This window comes from Celeribacter ethanolicus (assembly GCF_001550095.1).
Taxonomy (GTDB): Bacteria; Pseudomonadota; Alphaproteobacteria; order Rhodobacterales; family Rhodobacteraceae; genus Celeribacter; species Celeribacter ethanolicus.
The window spans coordinates 102,284-126,133 of the sequence record NZ_LRUC01000008.1; the positions used below are offsets into that span (position 1 = coordinate 102,284).

The following is a 23,850-nucleotide window of genomic DNA, read 5'->3' on the forward strand; positions in this document are numbered from 1 at the left end:
TCAGTCGGTCCTACTTACCCACAGCCCGTGGGATGCTCAACAAAAAGAACGCGATCAGGGCCTTTACCTCACCCATCGGGGCGATAAGTTGGTCCGAAATCAAAACCGGAAGCCGACAGTGTCCTCAGAACCTCCCGCCACGCCCATGATGGCGCAATATCTCGAAATCAAATCGCGACATCGCGACGCGCTCCTGTTCTATCGCATGGGCGATTTCTACGAGATGTTCTTTGACGATGCGATTGCCGCCTCCGAGGCGCTCGACATTGCCCTGACGAAACGCGGCAAACATGCCGGTGACGACATCCCGATGTGCGGCGTGCCGGTGCATGCGGCGGAAACCTATCTTTTGAACCTCATTCGCAAAGGCTTCAAAGTCGCGGTCTGCGAGCAGCTCGAAGACCCGGCGGAGGCGAAAAAGCGTGGCTCCAAATCTGTGGTCAAACGCGATGTGGTGCGATTGGTGACGCCGGGCACCCTGACCGAGGACAGCCTTCTCGATGCGCGACGGCACAACTACCTCGCGGCCTATGCGGAAATCCGTGAAGAAGGCGCGCTCGCCTGGGTCGATATTTCCACGGGTGCGTTTCACGTCATGCCCTGCCCGCTGGTCGGTCTTGGCCCGGAACTGGCGCGGCTGAACCCGTCGGAAATCGTGGTTTCCGAGGCGCATGAGGCGAATTGGGCCGAATTTGTGCCTGATTTTCATGATCGCATGACCGATCTGTCGCGCGCATCCTTTGACAGCACTTCGGCGCAGACACGACTGACGGAGCTTTTCAAAGTGTCTTCGATGGACGCGTTCGGGCAGTTCACCCTACCAGAGATTTCCGCCATGGGGGCGATCGTCGACTATCTCGACATCACCCAGAAAGGCAAGCTGCCGCTGGTGCGGCGACCGGTGCGGGAGAGCTTGCGCGGTGCGATGCAGATCGACGCCTCGACACGGCGCAACCTTGAGATCTCGCATTCCCTGTCCGGCTCGCGCGAAGGCGCGTTGATTGCCACCATGGACCGCACCGTGACCGCAGCGGGTGGTCGTCTTTTGGAACGTCGCCTTGCCAGCCCCTCGCGCGATGTCGCGGTGATCACCGACCGTCTCGATGCGATCACCTTTGCGATTGAAAACAGCCGTACAGCTCAGGCGCTGCGTGAAGCGCTGCGCAAAGTGCCGGATATGGAACGGTCCTTGTCCCGGCTTGGGCTCGACCGGGGAGGCCCCCGCGATCTGGCCGCCATTCGCAACGGTCTTGCTCAGGCGGAAAGCATTCGTGACATCCTTGTGGATGCGCCGATTTCGACACTAATCCAGCAGAAAATGACATTTTTGACGGATCATGCCGAGCTGATCGACCTGCTCGATGCAGCGCTTGTGGCAGAGCCGCCATTGTTGGCTCGCGATGGCGGTTTCATCGCGCCGGGTTACGACGAGGAGCTCGACGAATGCCGGACCCTGCGTGACGAAGGACGCGGGGTGATTGCCTCCTTGCAGAGGAAATATGCCGAGACGACTGGCGTGCAGTCCTTGAAGGTCAAGCACAACAACGTCCTGGGCTATTTCATCGAAACCACCTCGACCCATGCGGAGAAAATGTTGTCGGCACCGCTGTCGGAGACCTTTATCCACCGTCAGACCACGGCCAATCAGGTGCGGTTCACGACGCTGGAACTGTCCGAGCTTGAGACCAAGATTCACAATGCCGGGGGACGAGCACTCGAGATCGAGAAACGGCTGTTCGAAGTGCTGCGCATGGCCATTCTGGAGCGTGCGCCAGCGATCAACGATGCCTCCGGGGCGCTTGCGGAACTGGATCTGATCACATCTCTGGCCGATCTGGCGCAAAGCGAGGGGTGGACCCGTCCTGAGGTGGATTTGGGTCGAAAATTCGAGATCAAAGGCGGGCGTCACCCGGTGGTGGAACGCGCGCTTCGAAAACAGGGCGGCGAGAAATTCGTCGCCAATGACTGCGCCCTGTCGGACGGGCGTGACGGCGCGGCGATCTGGCTTTTGACCGGGCCGAACATGGCCGGTAAATCGACTTTCCTGCGACAGAACGCATTGATCGCACTGATTGCTCAGGCCGGGTCGTATGTCCCGGCGGAGCGAGCGCATATCGGCATCGTCTCCCAGCTCTTCTCCCGCGTGGGCGCATCGGACGATCTGGCGCGCGGGCGCTCGACCTTTATGGTCGAAATGGTCGAAACCGCCGCAATCCTCAATCAGGCGGATGACCGGGCCTTGGTGATCCTCGATGAGATCGGGCGCGGCACGGCGACCTATGACGGACTGTCGATTGCCTGGGCAACCTTGGAGCATCTGCATGATGTAAACAAATGCCGGGCGCTTTTTGCGACGCATTATCATGAGATGACGTCGCTTTCCGACAAGTTGCCGGGGGCGGACAATGCCACCGTGGCGGTGAAGGAATGGGAGGGAGAGGTGATTTTCCTCCATGAGGTGATCAAGGGCAAAGCGGACCGGTCCTATGGGGTTCAGGTGGCGCGGCTTGCGGGCCTGCCCGATGCTGTCGTGGAACGGGCCAAATCTGTTTTGGAGGCTCTGGAAAAGGGTCAGGCGGAAAATGCCGCCAATCCGAAGGCGATCATCGACGATCTTCCGCTTTTCGCCGCCATACCCGCCGCGCCACCTCCGACCAAGGTCAAGGAAAGCGCCGTTGAAAAGGCATTGGCGGAGATTTTGCCGGATGATTTGACCCCGAGAGAGGCGTTGCAGGTGCTTTACGATCTGAAATCGAAACTGGGCTGAGGACAAAAAAAGCCCCCGGATTTCGGGGGCTTTTCTATTGCTGGTCTCTGAGTTTTCAGGGCGGAATCTCTTATGCGGGCGTCGAGGATACACCGACCTGCGCCGGGCGCAGAAGACGGTCGTGGATCATGAAACCGACGTTCATCACCTGAATGATGTCACCCGCCTTGGTGCCCGGAACCGGCGCCTCGAACATGGCTTCGTGCTGGTTCGGATCGAATTTCTCGCCGACGTCCGGGGAAATGATCTGAATCCCGTGCTTGCCGAAGACGTTCAGCAATTCGCGCATGGTCAGTTCGATGCCTTCGATCAGCGCCGCCTGTTGTGCGCGCTGTTCCTCGGTGATCGCATCGACCGCGCGTTTCATGTTGTCGAACACCGGCAACATGTCGCGCGCCAGTTTCGAACCGCCGTAATTCTCAGCCTCCTTGCGGTCACGATCCGCGCGCTTGCGGGAGTTTTCCGCATCGGCCACCGCCCGCATGAAGCGGTCCCTGAATTCGTCGCGCTCGGCACGCAGCGCGTCAAGCTCCGCCATAAAATCTTCGTCCCCCGGACCTTCAAGGGCCTCTTCAGAGGTGATGTCGATGATTTCTTCGACCCCGGTTTCGATTTCTTCAGACATGTCTTTTTTCGGATCCGTCATGTTCCACCTTTTCACGCCTTGCCGGACAAAATCCGCCCCACAAGCTGGGCCGTGTAATCGACGATCGGGACGATCCGCCCATAGTTCAGGCGAGTCGGTCCGATGACACCCACGGCACCGATAATTTTTCGTTCAGCGTTCATATATGGAGAAACCACCAAAGAGGAACCCGAAAGAGAGAAAAGTTTGTTTTCAGAGCCAATGAAAATACGCACGCCCTCGCCGTCTTCGGTCAATTCGAGGAATTCGGCGATGTCGCGCTTTTTCTCCAAATCGTCGAACAGGGTTCTGATCCGGTCGAGCTCCTCCGCCTCCGCACTGTCGCCCAAAAGATTCGCGCGGCCACGCACGATCAGACGTTCGTAAGACGAGCCCTCGCCTTCCCAGAACGCCGCGCCGTTTTCGATCAGATCGGCCGCGAGGCTGTCGAGCTCCTGTCGGCGCAGTTTGATTTCGCGTTCGACCACGGAACGTAGTTCTGACAGGGTTTTACCCTCCGCCAGCGCATTGAGGAAATTCGCAGCCTCTCGGAGCGACGAGGGTGTTTGCCCCACGGGCGGCGTGAAAACGCGGTTCTCCACCTGCCCGTCGGCGAAAACCAGAATGACAAGAGCTCTATCCGGCGCAAGACTGACAAATTCCACATGTTTCACCGGGGCTTCATGTTTCGGGGCCAGCACAAGGCTTGCCCCATGTGTCAGCCCCGAAAGCGCGGACCCGACGCGGTCGAGCATTCCGCCCACATCGCTGGCCTCGCTCCGCACCGTATGCTCCATCCTGGCACGCACATCGTCGGTGACCGTGCCGACCTCCAGAAGCCCGTCGACGAAAAGCCGCAAGCCAAGCTGGGTCGGCACGCGACCGGCGGAGACATGCGGGCTGTCCAAAAGGCCGAGATATTCGAGATCCTGCATCACGTTGCGGATCGTCGCGGCGGAAACCTTTTCGCTCATGCTCCGCGTGAGCGTGCGCGAACCGACGGGACCGCCACTGTCGAGATAGCCCTCGACCACACGCCGAAACACCTCCCGCGAGCGGTCGTTCATTTCGGCAATCAGATTGGCACGTTTGGTCATTTTTCCTGCGTCTTGCGAGGCCTTCTGCAATTAAAAGACATCCGGGCGGAGGGTCAATGAGGCTTGCGCCTCCGAGCCCCTCTTCGCTATGTCTGCCGCAACAGATGCGGAAGGAACGATCATGCGACCCTCGGGTAGAAATTTAGACGAGATGCGACCGATTTCAATCGAGACCGGTGTGACAAAACATGCCGAAGGATCGTGCCTGATCCGCTGCGGCGACACCCATGTGCTTTGTACCGCAACGATCGAGGAGCGCGTGCCGCCGTTCATGCGCAATTCCGGTCAGGGTTGGGTCACCGCCGAATACGGCATGTTGCCGCGCTCGACCTCGTCGCGGATGCGTCGCGAGGCCACTCAGGGCAAACAAGGCGGGCGGACCGTTGAGATTCAGCGTCTGATCGGGCGCGCCCTTCGTGCGGGTGTGGATCGCGTGGCCTTGGGTGAGCGTCAGATCACCATCGACTGCGACGTCATTCAGGCCGATGGCGGCACGCGTTGTGCCTCGATCACCGGCGGTTGGGTGGCCCTGCGACTTGCCATCAACAAGCTGATCAAGGCGGGCGACATCGTCACCGATCCGTTGATTTCCAATGTGGCCGCCGTGTCCTGTGGCATCTACGCCGGTCAGCCGGTTCTGGACCTCGATTATCCCGAGGATTCCGAGGCGGGCGTCGATGGCAATTTCATCATGATGGCCAACGGTCAGTTGATCGAAACCCAGATGAGCGCCGAGGGTGCCACCTATTCCCGCGCGCAGATGAACGAGTTGCTCGATCTCGCCGAAAAAGGCGTGGCGGAACTCGTGGCCGCGCAGAACGCGGCGGTGGCGTGATGCGCGCGTTCGATGGCGACAAGCTCGTCCTTGCTTCGCACAACAAAGGCAAGCTTCGCGAGATCGCGGAGCTTATGGAGCCGTTCGGGATCGAGGTAATTTCCGCCGGTGAGTTGGGCTTTGAAGAGCCGGAAGAGACCGAGGACACATTTGCCGGAAACGCACGGATCAAGGCGCATTTTGCCGCCAAATCCAGCGGCCTCCCTGCCCTGTCCGATGACAGCGGCCTTGCGGTCGACGGTCTCGATGGCGCGCCCGGCGTGTATTCTGCGGACTGGGCCGAAACCCCCAATGGCCGCGATTTCGCGATGGCGATGCAAAAGGTCTGGGACCGTCTCGAAGAGACGAATGCAGCCGAACCCCGCACCGCGAGGTTTTGTTGCACTCTCTGTCTCGCCTGGCCCGATGGCCATGACGAGATTTTCGAGGGCACCGTCGAAGGCCGGATTGTCTGGCCCGCCCGCGGACCGCATGGCTTTGGCTACGACCCGATGTTTCTCCCCGATGGGGAAACGGAAACTTTCGGGGAAATGGATCATGCGCGGAAACAGGCGATGAGCCACCGCGCCGACGCGTTTCACAAACTGGTCTCCGGACCCTTCAAGGATCTCAACACATGAGCACCCGCAAACTGATCTCCTCCGGCTCTGATTTCGAGAAAGTCATGGGCTATTCCCGCGCCGTCGTGCAAGGCGACTGGTGTTTCGTCTCCGGCACCACCGGCTACGATTACGCCACGATGACCATGCCGGAAAGCATCGCCGATCAGGCGCGCAACTGTTTCAAAACCATTTCCGGCGTTCTGGAAGGCGAAGGCTTTTCGCTCAAGGATGCCGTGCGTGTGCAATACACGATCACCGATGCCGCACTTGTGGACGAGGTTGTCCCGGCGCTTGGTGAGTTTCTCGCCGATATTCGCCCCGCAGCCACCATGGTCGTTGCCGATCTCATCAAACCCGAGATGAAGATCGAAATCGAAATCACGGCGTTCAAGGGCTGATCGTGGAAGACTGGCAAAATGGTGGCTTCGGCCTCTACATTCATTGGCCGTTTTGCCAGTCGAAATGCCCCTATTGCGATTTCAATTCCCATGTTGCCGCGACAATCGATCAGACGGCATGGGAACGCGCTTACCTCTCCGAAATCGAACGTGTTTCACGGGAAACATCCGGCCGGGTTCTGAACACCGTGTTTTTTGGCGGTGGAACGCCATCCCTGATGGACCCAGAGCTTGTAAATGCCATTTTGAGCAAGGTTCGAGACTGTTGGACGCTTGCCAACGATGTGGAAATCACACTCGAAGCCAATCCGACATCGGTCGAGGCCGGACGGTTTCAGGGCTATCGCGACGCGGGCGTCAATCGCGTGTCGATGGGGATTCAATCTCTGCATGACGAGGATCTGAGGCGGCTGGGGCGATTGCATTCGGTCTCCGAGGCGCAGAAAGCCTTTGATATTGCGCGACACACCTTTGATCGCGTGAGTTTCGACCTGATTTATGCCCGTCAGGGCCAGACGAAGGAGGCCTGGCGCAAGGAATTGCGCGAAGCCCTGTCCATGGCGGTCGATCATATGTCGCTTTACCAACTGACGATCGAACAAGGCACGGCCTTCGGAGATCGTTACAATCGCGGGCAGCTTCGGGATTTACCCACGGACGATGACGCAGCAGACATGTATTTCATCACTCAGGAAGAGTGTGAAAAGGCGGGAATGCCCGCCTATGAAGTATCTAACCATGCCCAAAAGGGCTCTGAAAGTCGCCATAACCTGATCTACTGGCGCTATGGCGATTATGCCGGGATCGGCCCGGGTGCCCATGCGCGGTTAACACTTGGCGGCCAAAAATACGCCATCGACACCCCCCTATCGCCGCAGCTCTGGCTCGCGTCGGTCGAGCAAAAAGGCCATGGGGAAAATCCTCGCGAAACGCTCAGCGGTTACGATCAGGCCGTTGAGTACCTCATGATGGGACTAAGAATTACCGAAGGCGTCGAGATTGAGCGGCTCTCCATCCTTTTGGGTCAAGAATTTTCAATTGAAAACAATTACTTGATCGAAGATGGCTTTGTGAAAAAGGAAAAGGGCCGCCTTTTCGTGTCGGAAAAAGGCAAGCCCCTGTTGAATGCAATCATCCGGGATTTGATCCCCGAAGCTTAAGCGCCCCGGGAAAGAATCGCGCAAAGCGTGTCCAGATCGTCCAGACTATCGTAAGAAATCGTCACGGAACCCTGCTCCGTACCCCCCTTATGCTCGATGGTCACTTTCATGCGGATAGCCGCAGAAAGATCGCCCTCAAGCGCGCGCGTATCCGCGTCTTTTTCGACGAAATTCTGCGTTTTCGGTGTTTTGGGCTGCGTTGGGGCCTTTTCTCCCTTCACCAGCTTTTCCGTCTCGCGGACGGAAAGCCCTTTGTGAATGATCTCACGCGCCAACTCGGACGGGTTTTCGGCGGTCACCAAAGCCCGTGCGTGCCCGGCGGAAAGCTGCCCCTCGATCACATAGGTCTGAACTTCGGAAGGGAGCTGCAAAAGACGCATCAGGTTCGCGATATGGCTTCGACTTTTGCCCAATGCTTCGGACAGTTTTTCCTGTGTATGACCAAAGCGCTCCATCAACTGCTTGTAGCCAGCGGCCTCCTCAATCGCGTTGAGATCGGAGCGTTGAATGTTTTCGATGATCGCAACTTCGAGCACTTCCGTGTCGGAATAATCGCGCACCAACACCGGAAGCTCATGCAAACGCGCAAGCTGCGACGCACGCCAGCGGCGTTCACCCGCGACGATTTCGTATTCCCCGGCCTTGCGCGGGTTTTCACGCACGATCAGGGGCTGAATCACCCCTTTTTCACGAATCGACTCGGCTAATTCCTCCAAGGCAGGCTGATCGAAGGTCCGTCGCGGCTGATCCGGGTTGGCCGCAATTCTTTCGATTGGTACCATCATATCGGCACGGCGCGGTTCAGATGTGGTTTCCGAGGACACGTTCTCCTGCGTGACATCCGCCATCAAGGCGGACAATCCGCGGCCAAGACCTCTGTTTTTGGGTTTGCCCGATTGCGACATGTTTTATCGTCCTTTTTTTGCCAGAACTTCGAGAGCGAGCGCCTGATAGGCTTGGCTGCCTTTCGAAGTCGGATCGTAATCCAGAACCGGAAGCGCGAAAGACGGCGCTTCGCTGATCCGGACATTGCGCGGGATGACCGTCTGGAACACCAGTTCTCCGAGATTGTCACGCGCGTCCTGCTCCACCTGTCGGGACAAGTTGTTGCGTTGATCATACATAGTCAACACAACACCTTCGATCCGCAACTTGGAATTGGCGGTTTGCCGGACTTCGCGAACCGTCAACATCAACTGCGACAGACCTTCCAGCGCAAAGAATTCACTTTGCAGCGGCACCAAAACGGAATCCGCCGCGACCATGGCATTGACCGTCAGCAGGCTCAGCGATGGCGGGCAGTCGATCAGAATGAAATCGAAGTGAAAATCGTCGATCGCCGGTTGTCGCAAAGCATCGTGCAACAGGTAGCTGCGCTTTTCATTGGACACCATTTCGATGTCGGCGGAACTCAGATCCACCGTGGCCGGTGAAATCCAGAGACCTTCGAAATCGGTGGTCTGAATGACGTCATGCAGATCGACATCTCCAAGAACGAGATCATAGGTCGTGTAATTACGGTTTTCCGGATCAATCCCAAGACCTGTCGAGGCGTTGCCCTGGGGATCGAGATCGACGACCAGCACCCGGCAACCGTTTTTGACCAAAGCTGCAGCAAGGTTGATCGAGGTTGTCGTTTTTCCAACCCCACCCTTCTGGTTCGCAATCGCAATGATTTTCGGGCTGCTGGACGAAGAAAAATCAGACACGATCAATATCTCCAATGAGAAGGATGACGGATTCGGGATCCGTGACGCTCGGGTATTCTTCGTGGCTGAAGCGCCAGCTTTCAAGGGATTCGGAGATTTCCTCGCCGAAAGACATCCCTTTCATGAAAATCGCATGACCTCCAGGCACCAGATGCCTTTCGGTAAACTCCAGCAGTTTCGGCAGGCTTGCCAAAGCGCGGGCAGAAATGAGATCGGCTTCAAGAGGCATGACCTGTTCGATACGTTGAGACAAGACCTCGACATCGAGGTCCAGCTCACGCGCAACAGTCCTCAGGAAGGTTGCCTTGCGTTGGTCCGATTCGACGAGGGTAAAACGGATTTTTGACGAGAGCTCTCTGGCAAGCGTGGCGCAGACCAGGCCCGGGAACCCGCCACCACTACCGAAATCAGCCCAATGCCGAATATGTTCCGGCACAAGAGAAAACACCTGCGCCGAATCGACAAAATGCCGTTGCCAAGCCTGATCCAGCGTCGATTTAGAGACCAGATTGATCGCCGGGTTCCATTTTTTCAAAAGCGCCAGATAGATTTCAAGGCGCTCCAATGTTTCACGTGAAACATCGAGACCCGCTATAGTCTGGGTATTCATCAGGAGGCTTTCTGCCGCTGGCTCTGGCGCAAGCGTGCAAGAATAAGAGTGACGGCAGCCGGTGTCATTCCCTCCACACGCCCGGCCTGAGCGATGGTTTGCGGTCGTGCCTTGGTAAGTTTCATCCGCAATTCGTTCGACAGACCACTGAGCGCCGCATAATCGAAATCGTCCGGGATATTCTGTTGTTCGTCGCGCTTCAAGGCTTCGACATCACGTTTCTGACGTTCGATGTAATTGGCATAGAGAGCGTCCCGCGCAATCTGTTCCTGGATTTCCGGGGAAATCTCGGCAAAAGACGAATCGAGAGCGATCACGTTCTTAAAGGTGACATCTGGAAATGCGAGGACCTGATACGCATTGCGGCGCGCACCATCGGAACTCACAGACACCCCGGCCTCGCCCAGTTCGCGTGGTGTGTAGCTTGAGCGCTCAAGCTGTTCACGACCTTTTTCCAGAGCCTCCATCTTGCCAGAAAACGCAGCCTTGCGGTTCTCACCGACAAGACCAAGTTCGATACCCTGTGGCGTCAGGCGTTGGTCGGCATTATCCGCACGAAGCGACAGCCGGAACTCGGCCCGGGATGTAAACATCCGGTAAGGTTCGCTAACACCGCGGGTGACAAGATCGTCGATCATCACCCCGATGTAGCTATCGGAGCGCGTGAAGGTGACACCCTCCTGCCCCATAGATTTACGCGCCGCATTGAGACCGGCCACCAAACCTTGTGCCGCCGCCTCTTCATAGCCAGTCGTCCCATTGATCTGACCGGCAAGGAAAAGCCCCGGCACATTGCGCAGTTCAAGCGTCAGACGCAGCGCGCGCGGATCGACGTAATCGTATTCGATGGCATAAGCGGGCTGACGGATTTCGACCTTTTCCAGACCGCGGATCGAACGGACATAGGCCTCCTGCACATCGACGGGCAGAGAAGAGGAAATGCCGTTCGGATAAACCGTGTCATCCTCCAAACCTTCCGGTTCGAGGAAGATCTGATGCGAAGTTTTATCGGCAAATCGGACGATCTTGTCTTCGATCGACGGACAATAGCGTGGGCCGACCCCCTCGATATGACCGCCATACATCGCAGACCGGGAAAGATTCTCGCGAATGATGTCATGGGTCCGCTCGTTGGTGTGGGTGATGCCGCAGGACACCTGACGCGCGAAAGGTTTGCGATTCAGGAAGGAAAACACCACGGGATCGTCATCACCCGGCTGTTCTTCGAGAATCTCCCAGTTGATGGTTTTGCCGTTCAGCCGCGGCGGCGTCCCAGTTTTCAGGCGTCCAATGGGAAGATCGAAACCGTAGAGACGTTCCGCCAGGGCGATAGACGGCTTATCACCAATCCGCCCTCCTGGGTATTTGACGTCGCCAATATGGATCAAGCCTTTCAGGAAGGTGCCCGTAGTCAAGACAACAGCACCGGATTTGATCTGCGAACCGTCGCCCAACACAACACCCGCCACGGATTCGCCGGACATCACAAGATCGGTGACTTCCGCTTCGACGATGGTCATGTTGTCTGTGGATTCAAGTTCCGCGAGCATCTCGGTGCGGTAAATCTTTCGATCCGCCTGAGCACGTGGCCCCTGGACCGCAGGGCCTTTGCGCCGGTTCAAAAGGCGGAATTGAATCCCGGCCTTGTCGGCAATCCGGCCCATCACACCGTCAAGCGCATCGACTTCGCGCACGAGATGGCCTTTACCAAGCCCGCCGATGGCCGGGTTACAGGACATCACCCCGATGTTTTCGCGCTTCAGTGTGACAAGGGCCGTGCGCGCACCTGCCCGCGCCGCTGCCGCCGCCGCGTCACACCCTGCATGGCCGCCCCCTACGACGACGACATCGAAGTCGGTATGTTTCACGTGAAACACTCCTTGCTCATTTCCCGATGCAGAAACTGGAGAAAATTTCTCCAAGAACAGTTTCCACATCAATACGACCGACCAAACAATCCAACGCATAGATCGCGCGCCGCAACTCTTCGGCGGCAAGCTCGGTCCGGTCAGGCCCGTTAAATACCTCATTTCGCGCCGATTCCATAGAGGCCAGCGCAGCCTTCATCGCCACACGGTGACGTTCCCGGATTGCGGTAGACGCAGAGCTCGCGCGCGCACTCAGGGTTTCGGCAATGCCGGCCACCATAACATCGACGCCCTGCCCGGTTTTCCCGGAAATGGAAAGCCCCTGCCCGGTAAACTCCCCGGCATCGTCTTTGCCGATCACGACGAGATCACCCTCTACCGGTTCAATTTCCGGTTTGGCATCGACGGAGGGGATCAGGATGACACGAAGGTCCGCATGTTTCGCGCGTTCCCGCGCGCGTTCAATGCCGATGGCTTCGACGACATCTTCGGTTTCGCGCAGACCTGCAGTGTCGAGCAACGTGACCGGCAGACCTTTGAGTTCCATCCGAACCTCGATCACATCGCGCGTCGTGCCCGCGACCTCGGAGGTGATCGCCGCTTCGCGCCCCGCAAGCATGTTGAGCAAGGTCGACTTGCCCGCATTGGGCGGACCGACAATGGCAACCTCGAACCCGTCACGGATACGTTCCGCCATTTTGGCGCCTTCAACCTCGGCCTCAAGTTCGATCATCACCTCGGCGATGAGAACCAGAACCTCGGGGGAGACATCCGTCGGGACCTCTTCGTCGGCGAAATCAATCGTAGCCTCCAGGAGAGCGGCAGAACGCAAAAGCGCGCGGCGCCAGCGTTCGGTTTTTTCACCCAATGCGCCGGAGAAGACCTTCAAAGCCTGACGGCGCTGCGCCTCTGTTTCCGCTTCGATCAGATCGGCGAGACCTTCGACCTGCGCCAGATCGAGGCGTTCGTTTTCAAGTGCGCGGCGGGTGAATTCCCCAGCTTCCGCAAGGCGCAAACCGTCGATCTCCGACAGGCATCTCAGCACCGCATTGACGATGGCGACAGAGCCGTGAAGCTGCAATTCCGCGCTTTGCTCACCAGTGAAGGAGGCGCCTTCTTCAAAGCAGATCACCAAAGCTTCGTCGAGCACGATGCCGTCGCGATCCTTGAGCTCGCGCAGCGCGGTCCGACGCGGCGCAGGCACGTCACCGGCCAGCATCTCGACAGCCAAAAACGCAAGCGGCCCGGAAATCCGGACCACTGCGACACCCGCTTTGCCGCGGGCCGTTGCCAGGGCATAAATCGTATCCATAGGCGTAACCTATTGATATCCTTTTATTTAAGCGTTCATCGAGTCGAAGAACTCGCCATTGGTTTTGGTCTGTTTGAGCTTGGAAATCAAGAACTCGATGGCATCCGTGGTCCCCATCGGGTTCAGGATGCGGCGCAGCACATAGGTTTTCTGGAGATCTTTCGCATCCACGAGAAGATCCTCTTTCCGGGTGCCGGATTTGAGGATGTCCATCGCCGGGAAGACGCGTTTGTCCGCGACTTTGCGATCCAGAACGATCTCGGAGTTACCCGTACCTTTGAATTCTTCAAAGATGACCTCGTCCATCCGCGAGCCGGTGTCGATAAGCGCGGTGGCAATGATGGTGAGCGACCCACCCTCCTCAATGTTCCGCGCGGCACCAAAGAAACGCTTCGGGCGTTGGAGCGCGTTGGCGTCGACACCACCGGTCAGAACCTTGCCGGACGACGGCACGACAGTGTTGAAGGCGCGACCCAGACGGGTGATCGAGTCGAGCAGGATGACAACATCACGCTTGTGCTCAACGAGACGCTTGGCTTTTTCGATCACCATTTCGGAGACGGCAACGTGACGGGTGGCCGGTTCGTCGAAGGTGGAGGACACAACCTCGCCCTTCACCGAACGCTGCATGTCCGTCACCTCTTCGGGACGTTCGTCGATCAGCAACACGATGAGATAGCACTCAGGGTGGTTGGTCTCGATCGAATGGGCGATGTTTTGCAGCAAAACGGTCTTACCCGTGCGCGGCGGCGCGACGATCAGGGCCCGCTGGCCTTTCCCGATCGGGGCGACGAGGTCGATGATCCGGGCAGAACGATCCTTGATCGTCGGATCCTCGATCTCCATTTTCAAGCGCTCATCGGGGTAGAGCGGCGTCAGGTTGTCGAAGGCAATCTTGTGACGCGCCTTTTCGGGCTCTTCAAAGTTGATCAGCGTCACCTTGGTGATCGCGAAATAGCGCTCGGTCTCGTTCGGCGCCTGCATCACGCCGTCGACCGTGTCGCCGGTGCGCAGACCGTATTGGCGGATCACCTCGGGAGAGACGTAGATGTCATCGGGACCCGGCAGATAGTTGGCCTCGGGAGAGCGCAGAAAGCCAAAGCCATCTTGCAGCACTTCGAGCACACCGTCACCGGAAATCTCCCAGCCCTCATCCGCGCGTTCGCGCAGGATCTGGAACATGATCTCGCCTTTGCGCATCGTGGAGGCGTTTTCGATCTCAAGCTCTTCGGCCATCGCCAGAAGGGTCTTGGGGCTCTTGGCTTTCAGATCGGCCAGATTGAGTTTTTCTTCAGTCATGGAAATCCATCGGGACCCGCGCGCCGCGCCGGTCTTTTCTCTCAAATGTCACAGGAGAATCCCCTTGGCCGGACGACCGGGATTTGCGCCTCAGTAAGAGCAAAGACTGTGTGAGTCAATCTTTCTTAGAAAGGCTTCACGATGATCATGATGACGATGAAGATCATCAGGAGCGTCGGAAACTCGTTCATCATGCGGTAATGACGACCGGACCGGGTGTTCGTTCCGGCGACGAAGTCCTTGCGACGTACAGCGAGCCACATGTGAAACCATGTCATGGCCAGGACGCAGGCGGCTTTCACCCAAGGCCAGCCATCGGACCAGACGATGATGCCCGGGGTCATGACGAGGCAGAGACCGAAGAACCAGCTCGAGATCATAGCCGGATTCATGATCAGTTTCAGGAGCTTCATTTCCATGTCCTGAAACAGAAGATCGGTTTCAGTGCCCTGCTCCACGCTTTCGGTGTGACGCACATAGAGACGTGGGAGATAAAAGATCCCGGCCATCCAGGCGATGATCGAGATCACGTGAAGCGATTTCGTCCAAAGGTAAACGCTTGCCAGAAAATCGCCCATGACCGTCCTTTCGAAGTTTCCTTCTAAATAAAATATTAAAAGAAAAAAGAAAGATGATGATTTAGTAGGGTCTGTGGATAGTCTGGATTATTCGCTTATCCCCAGCGTCGTCCAGAGGTTCACAATCTTTCATTTTCTTATCCACATCTGCGGATAGAATAAAATAATCCATTTATTTTCAGTGAATTGAAAAGATATATGTGGGCGGGTTTCGTGGAACAAACGCTCGCAAGACGGGGGCAACGAGGTTATTCCGAGGGAGACGATTTGTCTTACCCACGATGATAAAACGCAGAGAGTTTGGGGTTGGACCGCGCAGTTATCCCCGCGAAAATGAGGCGCCGGGTTTTCGGCAGAACGATCACCAGAGTGACACAGGAGTTTTCAACAGAATTATGAACATCCCGGGACAACTCATCCTCGCCTCAGGGTCCGAAATTCGCCAAACGCTCCTGCGCAATGCGGGGGTGCCGTTCGAGGTCATCGTCGGACGAATTGATGAAGAAACGGTAAAGGACGCGCTTGTGGCCGAGGGCGCCACGCCGCGCGACATCGCGGATGCACTGGCCGAAGGGAAAGCGCGGAAAGTGTCGATGAAACATCCGGAGGCGATGGTGATCGGATGCGATCAGACATTGTCGTTCAAAGGCCGGCTTTTATCAAAAGCGCGGGACAAGGAGGAGGCAAGGGCGCAGTTGCAGGGGATGCGGGGCGAGCGGCACAAGCTTTTGTCTGCGGCGGTGATCTATGAGAATGGAGAACCGAAATGGCGGCATGTCGGTGAGGTGCGTTTGGAGATGAAGAATTTCTCGGACGCTTACCTCGACGCCTATCTCGACCGAAACTGGGATCAGATCCGCCATTGTGTCGGGTCCTATATGCTTGAGGCGGAGGGCGTGCGACTGTTTTCCAAGATCGACGGTGATTACTTCACAGTCCTGGGTTTGCCCCTGCTGCCGCTTCTGGCATACCTGTCGGAAAGAAGGGTGATTGCATCATGAGCGGACATATTCCATTGGCGGGTGTGATCGGCGCACCGGTCGCGCATAGCAAATCTCCGGCGCTGCATGGCTATTGGCTCAAGCGTTACGGGATTGCGGGGCATTATGTGCATCTGCATGTGGAGCAGGCCGATCTCGAAGAGGTGCTGCGCGCGATGCCTAAGATGGGCTTCGTGGGCGCGAATGTGACCATTCCGCATAAGGAACATGTTCTGGCGATTGCCGACATCGTTACCGACCGGGCGGCGCTGATCGGGGCCGCGAATACGCTGATCTTTCGGGCCGATGGTAAGCTGCATGCGGATAATACCGATGGCTATGGGTTCGTTGAAAACCTGCGGATGAATGCGGATTGGGACCCGAAGGCGGGGCCTGCGGTGGTGCTGGGCGCTGGTGGCGCGTCGCGGGCGGTGATTGCCTCGCTTCTCGAGGTGGGTGTGCCGGAAATCCGACTGTCGAACCGGACCCGCACGCGCGCCGATGCGCTACGCGAAGAGTTCGGGGCAAAGATCAACGTCGTCGAGTGGGTCAACGCGGGCGATATGATGCAAGGCGCTGCAACGGTAGTGAACACCACATCTCTCGGGATGGAAGGGCAGCCGGAGCTTAAGGTTCCGCTCAATCTTCTGAGTTCCGATGCCGTGGTGACCGACATCGTTTACACCCCTCTGCGCACGGCTTTTCTCGAAGAGGCGGCGCGCAAGGGCTGTCAGACGGTCGACGGGCTTGGAATGTTGCTCTATCAGGCTGCGCCGGGGTTTGAACGCTGGTTCGGGCAACGGCCCGAAGTGGATGAAGACACTCGCAATTTCATCCTTGCCTCATGACACAGCCTTTTCTCATCGGTCTGACCGGCTCCATTGGTATGGGCAAAAGCACCACGGCTCAGATGTTTGCCGAGGCCGGTGTGCCGGTTTGGGATGCGGATGCGGCCGTCGCACGGCTTTATGAGCAAGATGGTGCAGCGGTTCAGCCGCTTTTCGAGGTGTTTCCCGAAGCTATCGTGGATGGTGCGGTGTCGAAAGAGCGGCTGAAAGCGATCATTGCCAGAGACCCGGAAGCGCTCAAAACCATTGAAGCTATCGTGCACCCGCTCGTCGCAGAAGATCGTGCGGACTTCATTGTCCATTCGCAGGCACCGATTGTCCTGATTGACATCCCCCTGTTGTTCGAGACGGGGGCCGACAAGGCCATGGATGCTGTAGTTGTCGTCTCCGTCGACCCGCAAACACAGGCCGAGCGCGTCCTCGCCCGTCCCGGCATGACGGAGGCGCATTTCAAAACCATCCTCGCGAAACAACTGCCCGACGCGGAAAAACGCGCGCGGGCGGATTTCGTGATCGAGACCGCAAGCCTTGAAGCCGCCCGCGCACAGGTGCAGGATGTGCTCTCGCAAATCAGGAGCCGTTTACCCCATGCGTGAGATCGTACTCGACACCGAAACCACCGGGTTCGACCCGTTTAGCGGGGATCGTCTTGTGGAAATCGGGGCGATTGAGCTTGAGAACCACATGCCGTCGGGGCGGACCTATCACCAATATATCCACCCGGATCGCGATATGCCGGACGAGGCCTTTGGCGTGCATGGGATCGGGCCGGATTTGTTGCGCAACCCGCGGCCGCCGAAAGATGGCGAGGTGATCCTCAAGGACAAGCCGTTCTTTCGGGAAGTGGGGCGCGCGTTTCTCGATTTTATCGGTACGGATTCGAGGCTGATCATCCACAACGCCGCGTTCGATATGAAATTCCTCAATGCCGAGCTGAAATGGATCGGCCTGCCGGAAATCGCCTATGAGCGCGCGATCGACACGCTGCCCATGGCGCGGAAAAAATTTCCCGGGGCTCCGGCAACACTCGATGCGCTGTGCCGTCGGTTCGGGATCGACAACTCGTCGCGGACCCTGCACGGGGCGCTGCTCGACTCCGAAATTCTGGCGGAAGTGTATCTTGAGCTGATCGGGGGGCGTCAGCCAGATCTAGTGCTGGCGCCAGTGGGCAAGAAATCCGCCAGCTCTGCCTCCGGTCCGCAAGAGGCATGGCGCCCGACCAGACGTCCTGCCCCCCTGCCCCCGCGCATCACAGACGAAGAGGCCGCCGCCCATGCTGCCTTTGTCGAGCAGTTGGGCGACGGCGCGCTTTGGAAGAAATTCGACTGAGGGAACTCAGTTGACCGGTGCGGCGGCCTGTTGGGCTGCGGCGCGGCGCTGCATGTCCTGACGGTAGAGCTGAACGAAGTCGATGTTGTCGAGGTTCAGCGGCGGGAAGCCACCATCACGGGTGATGTCATGGGTTACGCGGCGCAGGAACGGGAAGAGCATGCGCGGGCATTCGATCATCAGGAACGGATGCATCTGTTCGTCCGGCACGTTTTCGATGTGGAAGATCCCGGCATAGTCCAGCTCAAGGATGAACAGGGTCTGATCGCCGCTCTCGGTCTTGGATTCGACCTTCACCTTGGTGGCGACTTCGAACTGGTGCTCTTCTTCACGTTTTTTCGCGTCGAGTGCGACCTGAACGGAGATCGCCGGGCGACCTTCGATTTTCAGACCTTTCTGGGCCAGAATGTTCTCGAACGACATGTCGCGGATGAACTGACCCAGGATTTGCATTTTGACGGGCGCGGGTTGAGCGGCGGCCTCGGGTTGCGGAGCGGTGGTGCCGTTTTCGGCCATCTTCTCTGTCCTCAAAAAATGAAATTCGCGGATTTGTATCAGGTCGACGGCGGTGCCTCAATGGCGAGTCCAGCCCGAGGGGGCCTGATTTTTCGGTTTATCCGCGTCAAGTTCTTCCCATTCACCGTCGATTACACCCGGATCCTGCGGGTTTTGCCGATAGGGAGAGCGGGTCTGTGTGAACCCGGCCTGTTGCCCCATGACAAAGCTTTGGACCTTGACGCGTTTGCGCAGTTCCTTGAGGACAAAGGTCCGAAACGCGGGAATGAGCAACAGGAAGCCGACGGTGTCGGTGAAGAACCCGGGGGTCAGAAGAAGCGCGCCCGAGAGAAGGATCATCGCGCCATGCGCCAGAGGTTCCGCCGGATCGTTCAGCTCGGCAAAGGACTGACGCAGTTGCGACATGGCCAAAGCGCCCTGTTGCCGCACCAAAGCGGTGCCCAGAATGGCCGTCACCACGACGATCAAAAGCGTGGGCCAAAGCCCGATCAGACCGCCGACCTGGATGAACAGGGCGATCTCGATGATCGGAACAGCGACAAAAAGCGCGAAAAGCCACATGGAAAGTCCTCTCTTATCTCCGCCCCACAGGTAGACTTGGCGGGGTGCGTCACCTACATAAGGTCGGAACATAGTTATTTCCACGTTTGAACGGAGATCGAACGCCGATGGGGAATTCCCTTCTGTCCATTCTTGTCCTCGCGGGCATTGCCATTTTCCTGATCCTGCGTCTGCGCAGCGTTCTCGGCACGCGGGAAGGATTTGAAAAACCCCGTGCCGAATATCCGGGCGCTGAAGAGGCCACGCGTGTCAAACGCGATTTCGAGGTGATCGACGGTGGTGTGGACCATGACATTGTCGACAATGTCGAGGCGGGGACCCGGGCGGCGGAAAATCTGGCGGCGATCAAGCGGATGGAACCGTCTTTCAACGTAGCGGAATTCCTCTCGGGCGCGCGCGGCGCCTATGAGATGATCCTGATGGCCTTCGAGCATGACGATCTCGACAGCATCAAACCTTTCCTTTCCGAAGATGTTTACGAGGCCTTTGCCTCCGTTGTGGCGGATCGTCAGGCCAAGGGTCTGACCATAGACAGTCAGTTTATCGGCCTGCGCGAGATTCAGATCATCGACGCCGATCTCGACCGGGCGACGGATGAGGCGGAGATCAAGATCCGCTTCGTGGGTGAAACCACCTCCGTGGTGCGCAATGCCGAGGGCGAAGTGGTCGAGGGCGATCCGCAGGCGGTCAAACGCCAGAAGGACATCTGGACTTTTGCGCGCCACCTGGGCAGTGCCGATCCGAACTGGCAGCTTGTCGCGACCGGTGCCTGATGTGGGCGAAGGTGGCCAAGGCCGCCTTTGCGGCAGGGCTCGCCCTGAGCGCGCCAGCGTCCTTTGCGGAGGATCTCATGGCGCGCGTGCTTTCCTTTGATGATCTGCCCGAATGGGCCGTGGACGATCATGCCGCGGCCCTTACCGTGTTTCGCAATACTTGCGATCTGATCGACGGGCCCGAATGGCCGCAGCTTTGCCAGCTTGCCGCGCGTGTGCCGGATGCTCGCGCATTTTTCGAATTGTTTTTCCGCCCTGTCCTGATTGAGGACGGGCAAGAGCCGCTTTTCACCGGCTATTTCGAACCGGAGCTGCGGGGTTCACGGTATCAGACGGGGCGCTATCGCTACCCGGTTTATCGCCTGCCTCCGGATGTCGTTTCTGGCGCGCCCTATCTGACGCGGCAGGACATCATGGAGGGGGCGCTTGTCGGGCGGGGTCTTGAGATCGCCTGGGTCGACGATCCGGTGGAGCTGTTCTTCCTTCAGGTGCAGGGCTCGGGGCGCATCCGTCTTGAAAACGGTTCGGTGATCCGCATCGGTTATGCCGGACACAACGGGCGGGATTATCGCTCCATTGGCAAAGAGCTGATCCGGCGCGGCGTTTACGATGCGCATCAGGTCTCCGCGAAGGTCATTCAGAACTGGGTGCGGCGCAATCCGGTCGAAGGCTCGGAGCTTTTGAACTTCAACCCGTCCTATGTGTTTTTTCGCGAACTGCCACGCCTTCCGGCAGACAAGGGGCCGATAGGGGCGATGCATCGTTCGATCACCACGATGCGCTCCATCGCGGTCGATCCGAAATTCGTCACTCTGGGGGCACCCGTTTGGATCGAAAAAGAGGGCGAGACCCCGCTGCATCGTCTGATGATCGCGCAGGACACCGGATCGGCCATCAAGGGCGCGCAGCGCGCAGATATTTTCTTTGGCACCGGTGATCTGGCCGGTGAAGAGGCCGGGAAAATTCGCGATCCGGGGCGGATGATCGTGCTTTTACCGATCCAGCTTGCCTATGCGCTCGAAGAGAGGGTGGAAGGGTGAGCCGTCGCAAGAAATCGCTGACGGAAGAGGACAAGACGCTCTGGAACGCGGTGCGCAAGACCGCGACGCCGATGCATGTGGAACGGATGCCCGATCCCCTGCCCCGACCGGAACCGGCAAAGACCCCTACACCGAAAGCCCCGCGAGAGATTGAGGCGTTTGAGATCGAGATCGGCAGGCACGCGGGCAAAACTGCGCTGGGGCACGACCTTGCGCCAACGATTTCGGAACACCTGTCGCAAGCGCCGCTGCGGATGGATCGCAAGACATTCGGCAAGATGCGCAAGGGCAAGATGCTGCCCGAGGCTCGCATCGACCTTCACGGCATGACTCTGGCGCAGGCGCATCCGGCGCTCATGCGGTTCATCCTGAATTCATGGGCGATGGAGCGGCGGTTGGTTTTGGTGATCACCGGCAAGGGCAAGCCGCGCGACGAGGATGGGCCGATCCCGGTGCGCAGGGGTGTGTTGAAACATCAGGTGCCGCATTGGCTGCACAGTTCGCCCTTGCGCGAGGCGGTGTTGCAGGTGTCGGAGGCGCATTTGAAACACGGCGGCACAGGGGCCTATTACGTCTACCTGCGCCGCCCGAAGTGAGGAGTTTCACGTGAAACCTCAGAGCATATATCGGCTCACATCCGCAATCTTGGCCATCTCGTCCACATGGGCGTGGACATAGGCAGCATCGACCGTGATCTTTTCACCCGGCTTGTCGGGGGCCACGAAAGACAGCTCCTCGAACACCCGCTCCATGATCGTGTAAAGCCGCCGGGCACCGATGTTCTCGACCGTCGTGTTCACATCGGCGGCGAGTTTCGCGATGGCGGCGATGCCGTCCTCGGTGAAGGTGACGTCGACCTCTTCGGTCTCCATCAGTGCCTTGTATTGCAGCGTCAGAGCGTTGTCGGTTTCGGTCAGGATGCGGACGAAATCGCCCTCCTCCAACGCGCGAAGTTCGACACGGATCGGCAGACGGCCCTGCAATTCCGGCAACAAATCCGAAGGTTTGGCGATGTGGAACGCACCTGAGGCGATGAACAGGATATGGTCGGTTTTCACCGGGCCGTGTTTCGTGGACACCGTCGTGCCCTCGATCAGCGGCAGAAGATCGCGCTGCACACCCTCGCGGGACACGTCGCCGCCACGGGCATCGGAGCGGGCGCAGACCTTGTCGATCTCGTCGATAAAGACGATGCCATTTTCCTGCACGGCCTCAAGCGCCACGCGCGTTACGGTCTCGTCATCGAGCAGTTTGTCGGCCTCTTCGCCGATCAAAATGTCGTAGCTTTCGGCCACAGTCAGCCGTTTCTTGACGGTCCGGCCGCCAAGCCCTTTGAACAGATCGCCGAGGTTCATCATGCCGCCCATCTGTGGCTGGCCGGGAACCCCGAACATGCCCATCGGCATGCCGGTGTCCTGAAGCTCAAGCTCAATCACCGTATCGTCCAACTCGCCGGAGCGGAGTTTCTTGCGGAACATGTCGCGGGTCTGCTCGCGGGCGTCCTTGCCGGCGATGGCTTCGATCACACGGTCTTCGGCCGCGCCCTGTGCCTTGGCTTTGACGTCTTCGCGCATTTGATCGCGGGTCTGGGAAATCGCCGCATCGACGAGATCGCGCACGATCTGTTCCACATCGCGCCCGACATAGCCGACTTCGGTGAATTTCGTTGCCTCGACCTTGACGAAAGGCGCTTTGGCGAGCTTGGCCAGACGCCTGGAAATCTCCGTCTTGCCGACGCCGGTCGGACCAATCATCAGGATGTTCTTCGGGTAAACCTCTTCACGCAGATCATCGGAAAGCTGCTTGCGCCGCCACCGGTTGCGCAGCGCCACGGCGACGGCGCGTTTGGCGTCGTTCTGGCCGATGATGTAGCGGTCCAGCTCGGACACGATTTCACGGGGGGTCAGATCAGTCATTTGGTAATCTTCTCAACGGTCAGGTTGCCATTGGTGTAGACGCAGATGTCGGAGGCGATTTTCATCGCCTTGCGCGCGATGGTTTCGGCGTCATGCTCGGTCTCCATCAATCCACGCGCGGCGGCGAGGGCGAAATTGCCGCCCGATCCGATGGCTGCAATGTCGTGTTCGGGCTCAAGCACATCGCCCGCGCCGGTCACGACCAAAAGCGTCTCGCCGTCGGTGACGATCAGCATGGCTTCGAGTTTCGAGAGGTATTTGTCGGTGCGCCAATCCTTGGCCAGCTCGACACAGGCCCGCGCCAACTGGCCGGGCGTGGCCTCAAGCTTGCTTTCCAGCCGCTCCAGAAGGGTGAAGGCATCTGCCGTCGATCCGGCAAATCCGCAAACCACGTCATGCCCGCCGGGTTTCAACCGCCGCACTTTCCGAGCCGTGCCTTTGATCACGGTCTGACCGAGGCTCACCTGCCCGTCACCGGCCACGACCACCTCGTCACCGCGTCGTACGCCGATGATCGTCGTGCCGTGCCAGCCGGGAAATTCTTCTTTCGACATTCGGAGTTCCTTTCGCTTGGTCCTCTATATGTGACCGCGATCCGTGTGGTGCAACCGTACCTTCAAACCGGACATGAAAAAGGGCGCCACTAGGGGCGCCCGAATTCGCATCATATCCCTGAAAATCAGGATTCTTCGGCGATCCAGTTGGCCAGAGCCGCTTTCGGAGCTGCGCCGATTTTCGCGGAGGCCACTTCGCCGCCTTTGAACATGAACAGAGCCGGGATCGAGCGCACACCAAATTGTGCCGGCGAGCTCGGGTTTTCGTCCACGTTCACTTTGACGATTTTGACCTTGCCGTCGAGTTCCTCGGACAGTTCCTCAAGGGACGGGCCGATTTGTTTGCACGGACCGCACCATTCGGCCCAGAAATCGACAACCACGGGGATGTCGGATTCAAGAACTTCGGATGCGAAAGTGTCGTCGCTGACTTTTACGGTTGCCATGGGGCTTCTCCTGAATTTGTACTTGAG

26 protein-coding genes are annotated in these 23,850 nt (G+C 58.3%); 12 read left to right on the forward strand and 14 right to left on the reverse strand.

The genetic code is table 11. The features are described 5' to 3' along the window. Positions 1–145 precede the first annotated feature (145 nt). Positions 146–2,767, forward strand: a complete 2,622-nt coding sequence (gene mutS, locus NH195_RS04015; protein WP_066703448.1) for a DNA mismatch repair protein MutS — start codon at positions 146–148, stop codon at positions 2,765–2,767. A gap of 70 nt (positions 2,768–2,837) precedes the next feature. On the opposite strand, the gene NH195_RS04020 is transcribed toward mutS, so the two are convergent. Both NH195_RS04020 and hrcA read right to left on the reverse strand, forming a co-directional pair. Beyond that, positions 2,838–3,392 carry a nucleotide exchange factor GrpE gene (locus NH195_RS04020; protein ID WP_420795654.1) on the reverse strand — a complete coding sequence of 185 codons (555 nt, stop codon included), beginning with the start codon at positions 3,390–3,392 and terminating at the stop codon, positions 2,838–2,840. A gap of 32 nt (positions 3,393–3,424) precedes the next feature. After that, positions 3,425–4,489, reverse strand: a complete 1,065-nt coding sequence (gene hrcA / locus NH195_RS04025) for a heat-inducible transcriptional repressor HrcA (RefSeq protein WP_066703452.1) — start codon at positions 4,487–4,489, stop codon at positions 3,425–3,427. Between the two features lie 121 nt (positions 4,490–4,610). On the opposite strand from hrcA, the gene rph reads away from it, so the two are divergent. Genes rph through hemW form a run of 4 tightly spaced genes read left to right on the forward strand, consistent with a single transcriptional unit; the run spans position 4,611 to position 7,484 of the window. Then, positions 4,611–5,324 (forward strand): ribonuclease PH, encoded by a 714-nt coding sequence (gene rph / locus NH195_RS04030; RefSeq protein WP_066703455.1) that lies wholly within the window; start codon positions 4,611–4,613, stop codon positions 5,322–5,324. After that, a complete protein-coding gene (rdgB, locus tag NH195_RS04035; RefSeq protein WP_081423777.1) occupies positions 5,324–5,944 on the forward strand; it encodes an RdgB/HAM1 family non-canonical purine NTP pyrophosphatase in 621 nt (206 codons plus the stop codon). Before rph ends, rdgB begins: the two co-directional genes overlap by 1 nt. Beyond that, the gene (locus NH195_RS04040; protein ID WP_066703461.1) at positions 5,941–6,324 is read left to right on the forward strand and encodes a RidA family protein; all 384 of its coding nucleotides are present in this window, start codon (positions 5,941–5,943) and stop codon (positions 6,322–6,324) included. Before rdgB ends, NH195_RS04040 begins: the two co-directional genes overlap by 4 nt. 2 nt (positions 6,325–6,326) lie before the next feature. Beyond that, a complete protein-coding gene (gene hemW / locus NH195_RS04045; RefSeq protein ID WP_066703463.1) occupies positions 6,327–7,484 on the forward strand; it encodes a radical SAM family heme chaperone HemW in 1,158 nt (385 codons plus the stop codon). On the opposite strand, the gene NH195_RS04050 is transcribed toward hemW, so the two are convergent. From NH195_RS04050 to hemJ, 7 genes are all read right to left on the reverse strand, one after another. After that, positions 7,481–8,389, reverse strand: coding sequence for a ParB/RepB/Spo0J family partition protein (locus NH195_RS04050; protein WP_066703465.1), 909 nt, complete (start codon positions 8,387–8,389; stop codon positions 7,481–7,483). The two genes, hemW and NH195_RS04050, sit on opposite strands and share 4 nt — an antisense overlap. 3 nt (positions 8,390–8,392) lie before the next feature. After that, positions 8,393–9,193: a ParA family protein gene (locus NH195_RS04055; protein WP_066703467.1), complete on the reverse strand. Its 801-nt coding sequence runs from the start codon at positions 9,191–9,193 to the stop codon at positions 8,393–8,395. Then, positions 9,186–9,803, reverse strand: a complete 618-nt coding sequence (gene rsmG / locus NH195_RS04060; RefSeq protein ID WP_066703471.1) for a 16S rRNA (guanine(527)-N(7))-methyltransferase RsmG — start codon at positions 9,801–9,803, stop codon at positions 9,186–9,188. Before rsmG ends, NH195_RS04055 begins: the two co-directional genes overlap by 8 nt. After that, entirely contained in the window at positions 9,803–11,671 is a 1,869-nt protein-coding gene (gene mnmG, locus NH195_RS04065; protein ID WP_081423781.1) for a tRNA uridine-5-carboxymethylaminomethyl(34) synthesis enzyme MnmG, read from the reverse strand. The genes rsmG and mnmG overlap by 1 nt, the downstream gene beginning before the upstream one ends. 16 nt (positions 11,672–11,687) lie before the next feature. Continuing rightward, positions 11,688–12,983, reverse strand: a complete 1,296-nt coding sequence (gene mnmE / locus NH195_RS04070) for a tRNA uridine-5-carboxymethylaminomethyl(34) synthesis GTPase MnmE (protein WP_066703477.1) — start codon at positions 12,981–12,983, stop codon at positions 11,688–11,690. A 27-nt stretch (positions 12,984–13,010) separates the two neighbouring features. Next, positions 13,011–14,282 (reverse strand): transcription termination factor Rho, encoded by a 1,272-nt coding sequence (gene rho / locus NH195_RS04075; protein WP_066703479.1) that lies wholly within the window; start codon positions 14,280–14,282, stop codon positions 13,011–13,013. Between the two features lie 125 nt (positions 14,283–14,407). Further along, a complete protein-coding gene (gene hemJ, locus NH195_RS04080) occupies positions 14,408–14,860 on the reverse strand; it encodes a protoporphyrinogen oxidase HemJ (RefSeq protein WP_066703481.1) in 453 nt (150 codons plus the stop codon). 395 nt (positions 14,861–15,255) lie between these two features. Here hemJ and NH195_RS04085 point away from each other — a divergent pair, with 395 nt between their 5' ends. From NH195_RS04085 to dnaQ, 4 genes are read left to right on the forward strand one after another with little or no spacing between them, the layout of a single operon-like run. Next, positions 15,256–15,861 (forward strand): Maf family protein, encoded by a 606-nt coding sequence (locus NH195_RS04085; RefSeq protein ID WP_066703484.1) that lies wholly within the window; start codon positions 15,256–15,258, stop codon positions 15,859–15,861. Continuing rightward, a complete protein-coding gene (locus tag NH195_RS04090; RefSeq protein WP_066703487.1) occupies positions 15,858–16,688 on the forward strand; it encodes a shikimate dehydrogenase in 831 nt (276 codons plus the stop codon). Before NH195_RS04085 ends, NH195_RS04090 begins: the two co-directional genes overlap by 4 nt. Continuing rightward, positions 16,685–17,284, forward strand: a complete 600-nt coding sequence (coaE, locus tag NH195_RS04095; protein ID WP_066703490.1) for a dephospho-CoA kinase — start codon at positions 16,685–16,687, stop codon at positions 17,282–17,284. The genes NH195_RS04090 and coaE overlap by 4 nt, the downstream gene beginning before the upstream one ends. Then, the gene (gene dnaQ, locus NH195_RS04100; RefSeq protein WP_066703492.1) at positions 17,277–18,017 is read left to right on the forward strand and encodes a DNA polymerase III subunit epsilon; all 741 of its coding nucleotides are present in this window, start codon (positions 17,277–17,279) and stop codon (positions 18,015–18,017) included. The genes coaE and dnaQ overlap by 8 nt, the downstream gene beginning before the upstream one ends. A 6-nt stretch (positions 18,018–18,023) precedes the next feature. Here the strand turns inward: dnaQ and secB are convergent, their stop codons facing one another. Next, positions 18,024–18,533 carry a protein-export chaperone SecB gene (gene secB / locus NH195_RS04105; protein ID WP_066703494.1) on the reverse strand — a complete coding sequence of 170 codons (510 nt, stop codon included), beginning with the start codon at positions 18,531–18,533 and terminating at the stop codon, positions 18,024–18,026. Positions 18,534–18,590: 57 nt separating this feature from the next. Next, a complete protein-coding gene (locus NH195_RS04110) occupies positions 18,591–19,094 on the reverse strand; it encodes an FxsA family protein (protein ID WP_066703497.1) in 504 nt (167 codons plus the stop codon). Positions 19,095–19,201: 107 nt separating this feature from the next. On the opposite strand from NH195_RS04110, the gene NH195_RS04115 reads away from it, so the two are divergent. From NH195_RS04115 to NH195_RS04125, 3 genes are read left to right on the forward strand one after another with little or no spacing between them, the layout of a single operon-like run. Continuing rightward, on the forward strand, positions 19,202–19,867 hold the full coding sequence (locus NH195_RS04115; protein ID WP_066703500.1) for a Tim44/TimA family putative adaptor protein: 666 nt from the start codon (positions 19,202–19,204) through the stop codon (positions 19,865–19,867). Continuing rightward, entirely contained in the window at positions 19,867–20,907 is a 1,041-nt protein-coding gene (gene mltA, locus NH195_RS04120; RefSeq protein ID WP_066703503.1) for a murein transglycosylase A, read from the forward strand. Before NH195_RS04115 ends, mltA begins: the two co-directional genes overlap by 1 nt. Continuing rightward, the gene (locus NH195_RS04125; RefSeq protein WP_066703506.1) at positions 20,904–21,503 is read left to right on the forward strand and encodes a Smr/MutS family protein; all 600 of its coding nucleotides are present in this window, start codon (positions 20,904–20,906) and stop codon (positions 21,501–21,503) included. Before mltA ends, NH195_RS04125 begins: the two co-directional genes overlap by 4 nt. A gap of 18 nt (positions 21,504–21,521) precedes the next feature. Here NH195_RS04125 and hslU read toward each other — a convergent pair whose 3' ends face one another. From hslU to trxA, 3 genes are all read right to left on the reverse strand, one after another. Then, complete coding sequence (hslU, locus tag NH195_RS04130; RefSeq protein WP_066703509.1) at positions 21,522–22,823, reverse strand: ATP-dependent protease ATPase subunit HslU; 1,302 nt, start codon at positions 22,821–22,823, stop codon at positions 21,522–21,524. Beyond that, entirely contained in the window at positions 22,820–23,377 is a 558-nt protein-coding gene (gene hslV, locus NH195_RS04135) for an ATP-dependent protease subunit HslV (RefSeq protein ID WP_066703514.1), read from the reverse strand. Before hslV ends, hslU begins: the two co-directional genes overlap by 4 nt. A 125-nt stretch (positions 23,378–23,502) precedes the next feature. Next, positions 23,503–23,823, reverse strand: a complete 321-nt coding sequence (gene trxA / locus NH195_RS04140) for a thioredoxin (RefSeq protein ID WP_066703517.1) — start codon at positions 23,821–23,823, stop codon at positions 23,503–23,505. Positions 23,824–23,850: the final 27 nt, after the last annotated feature.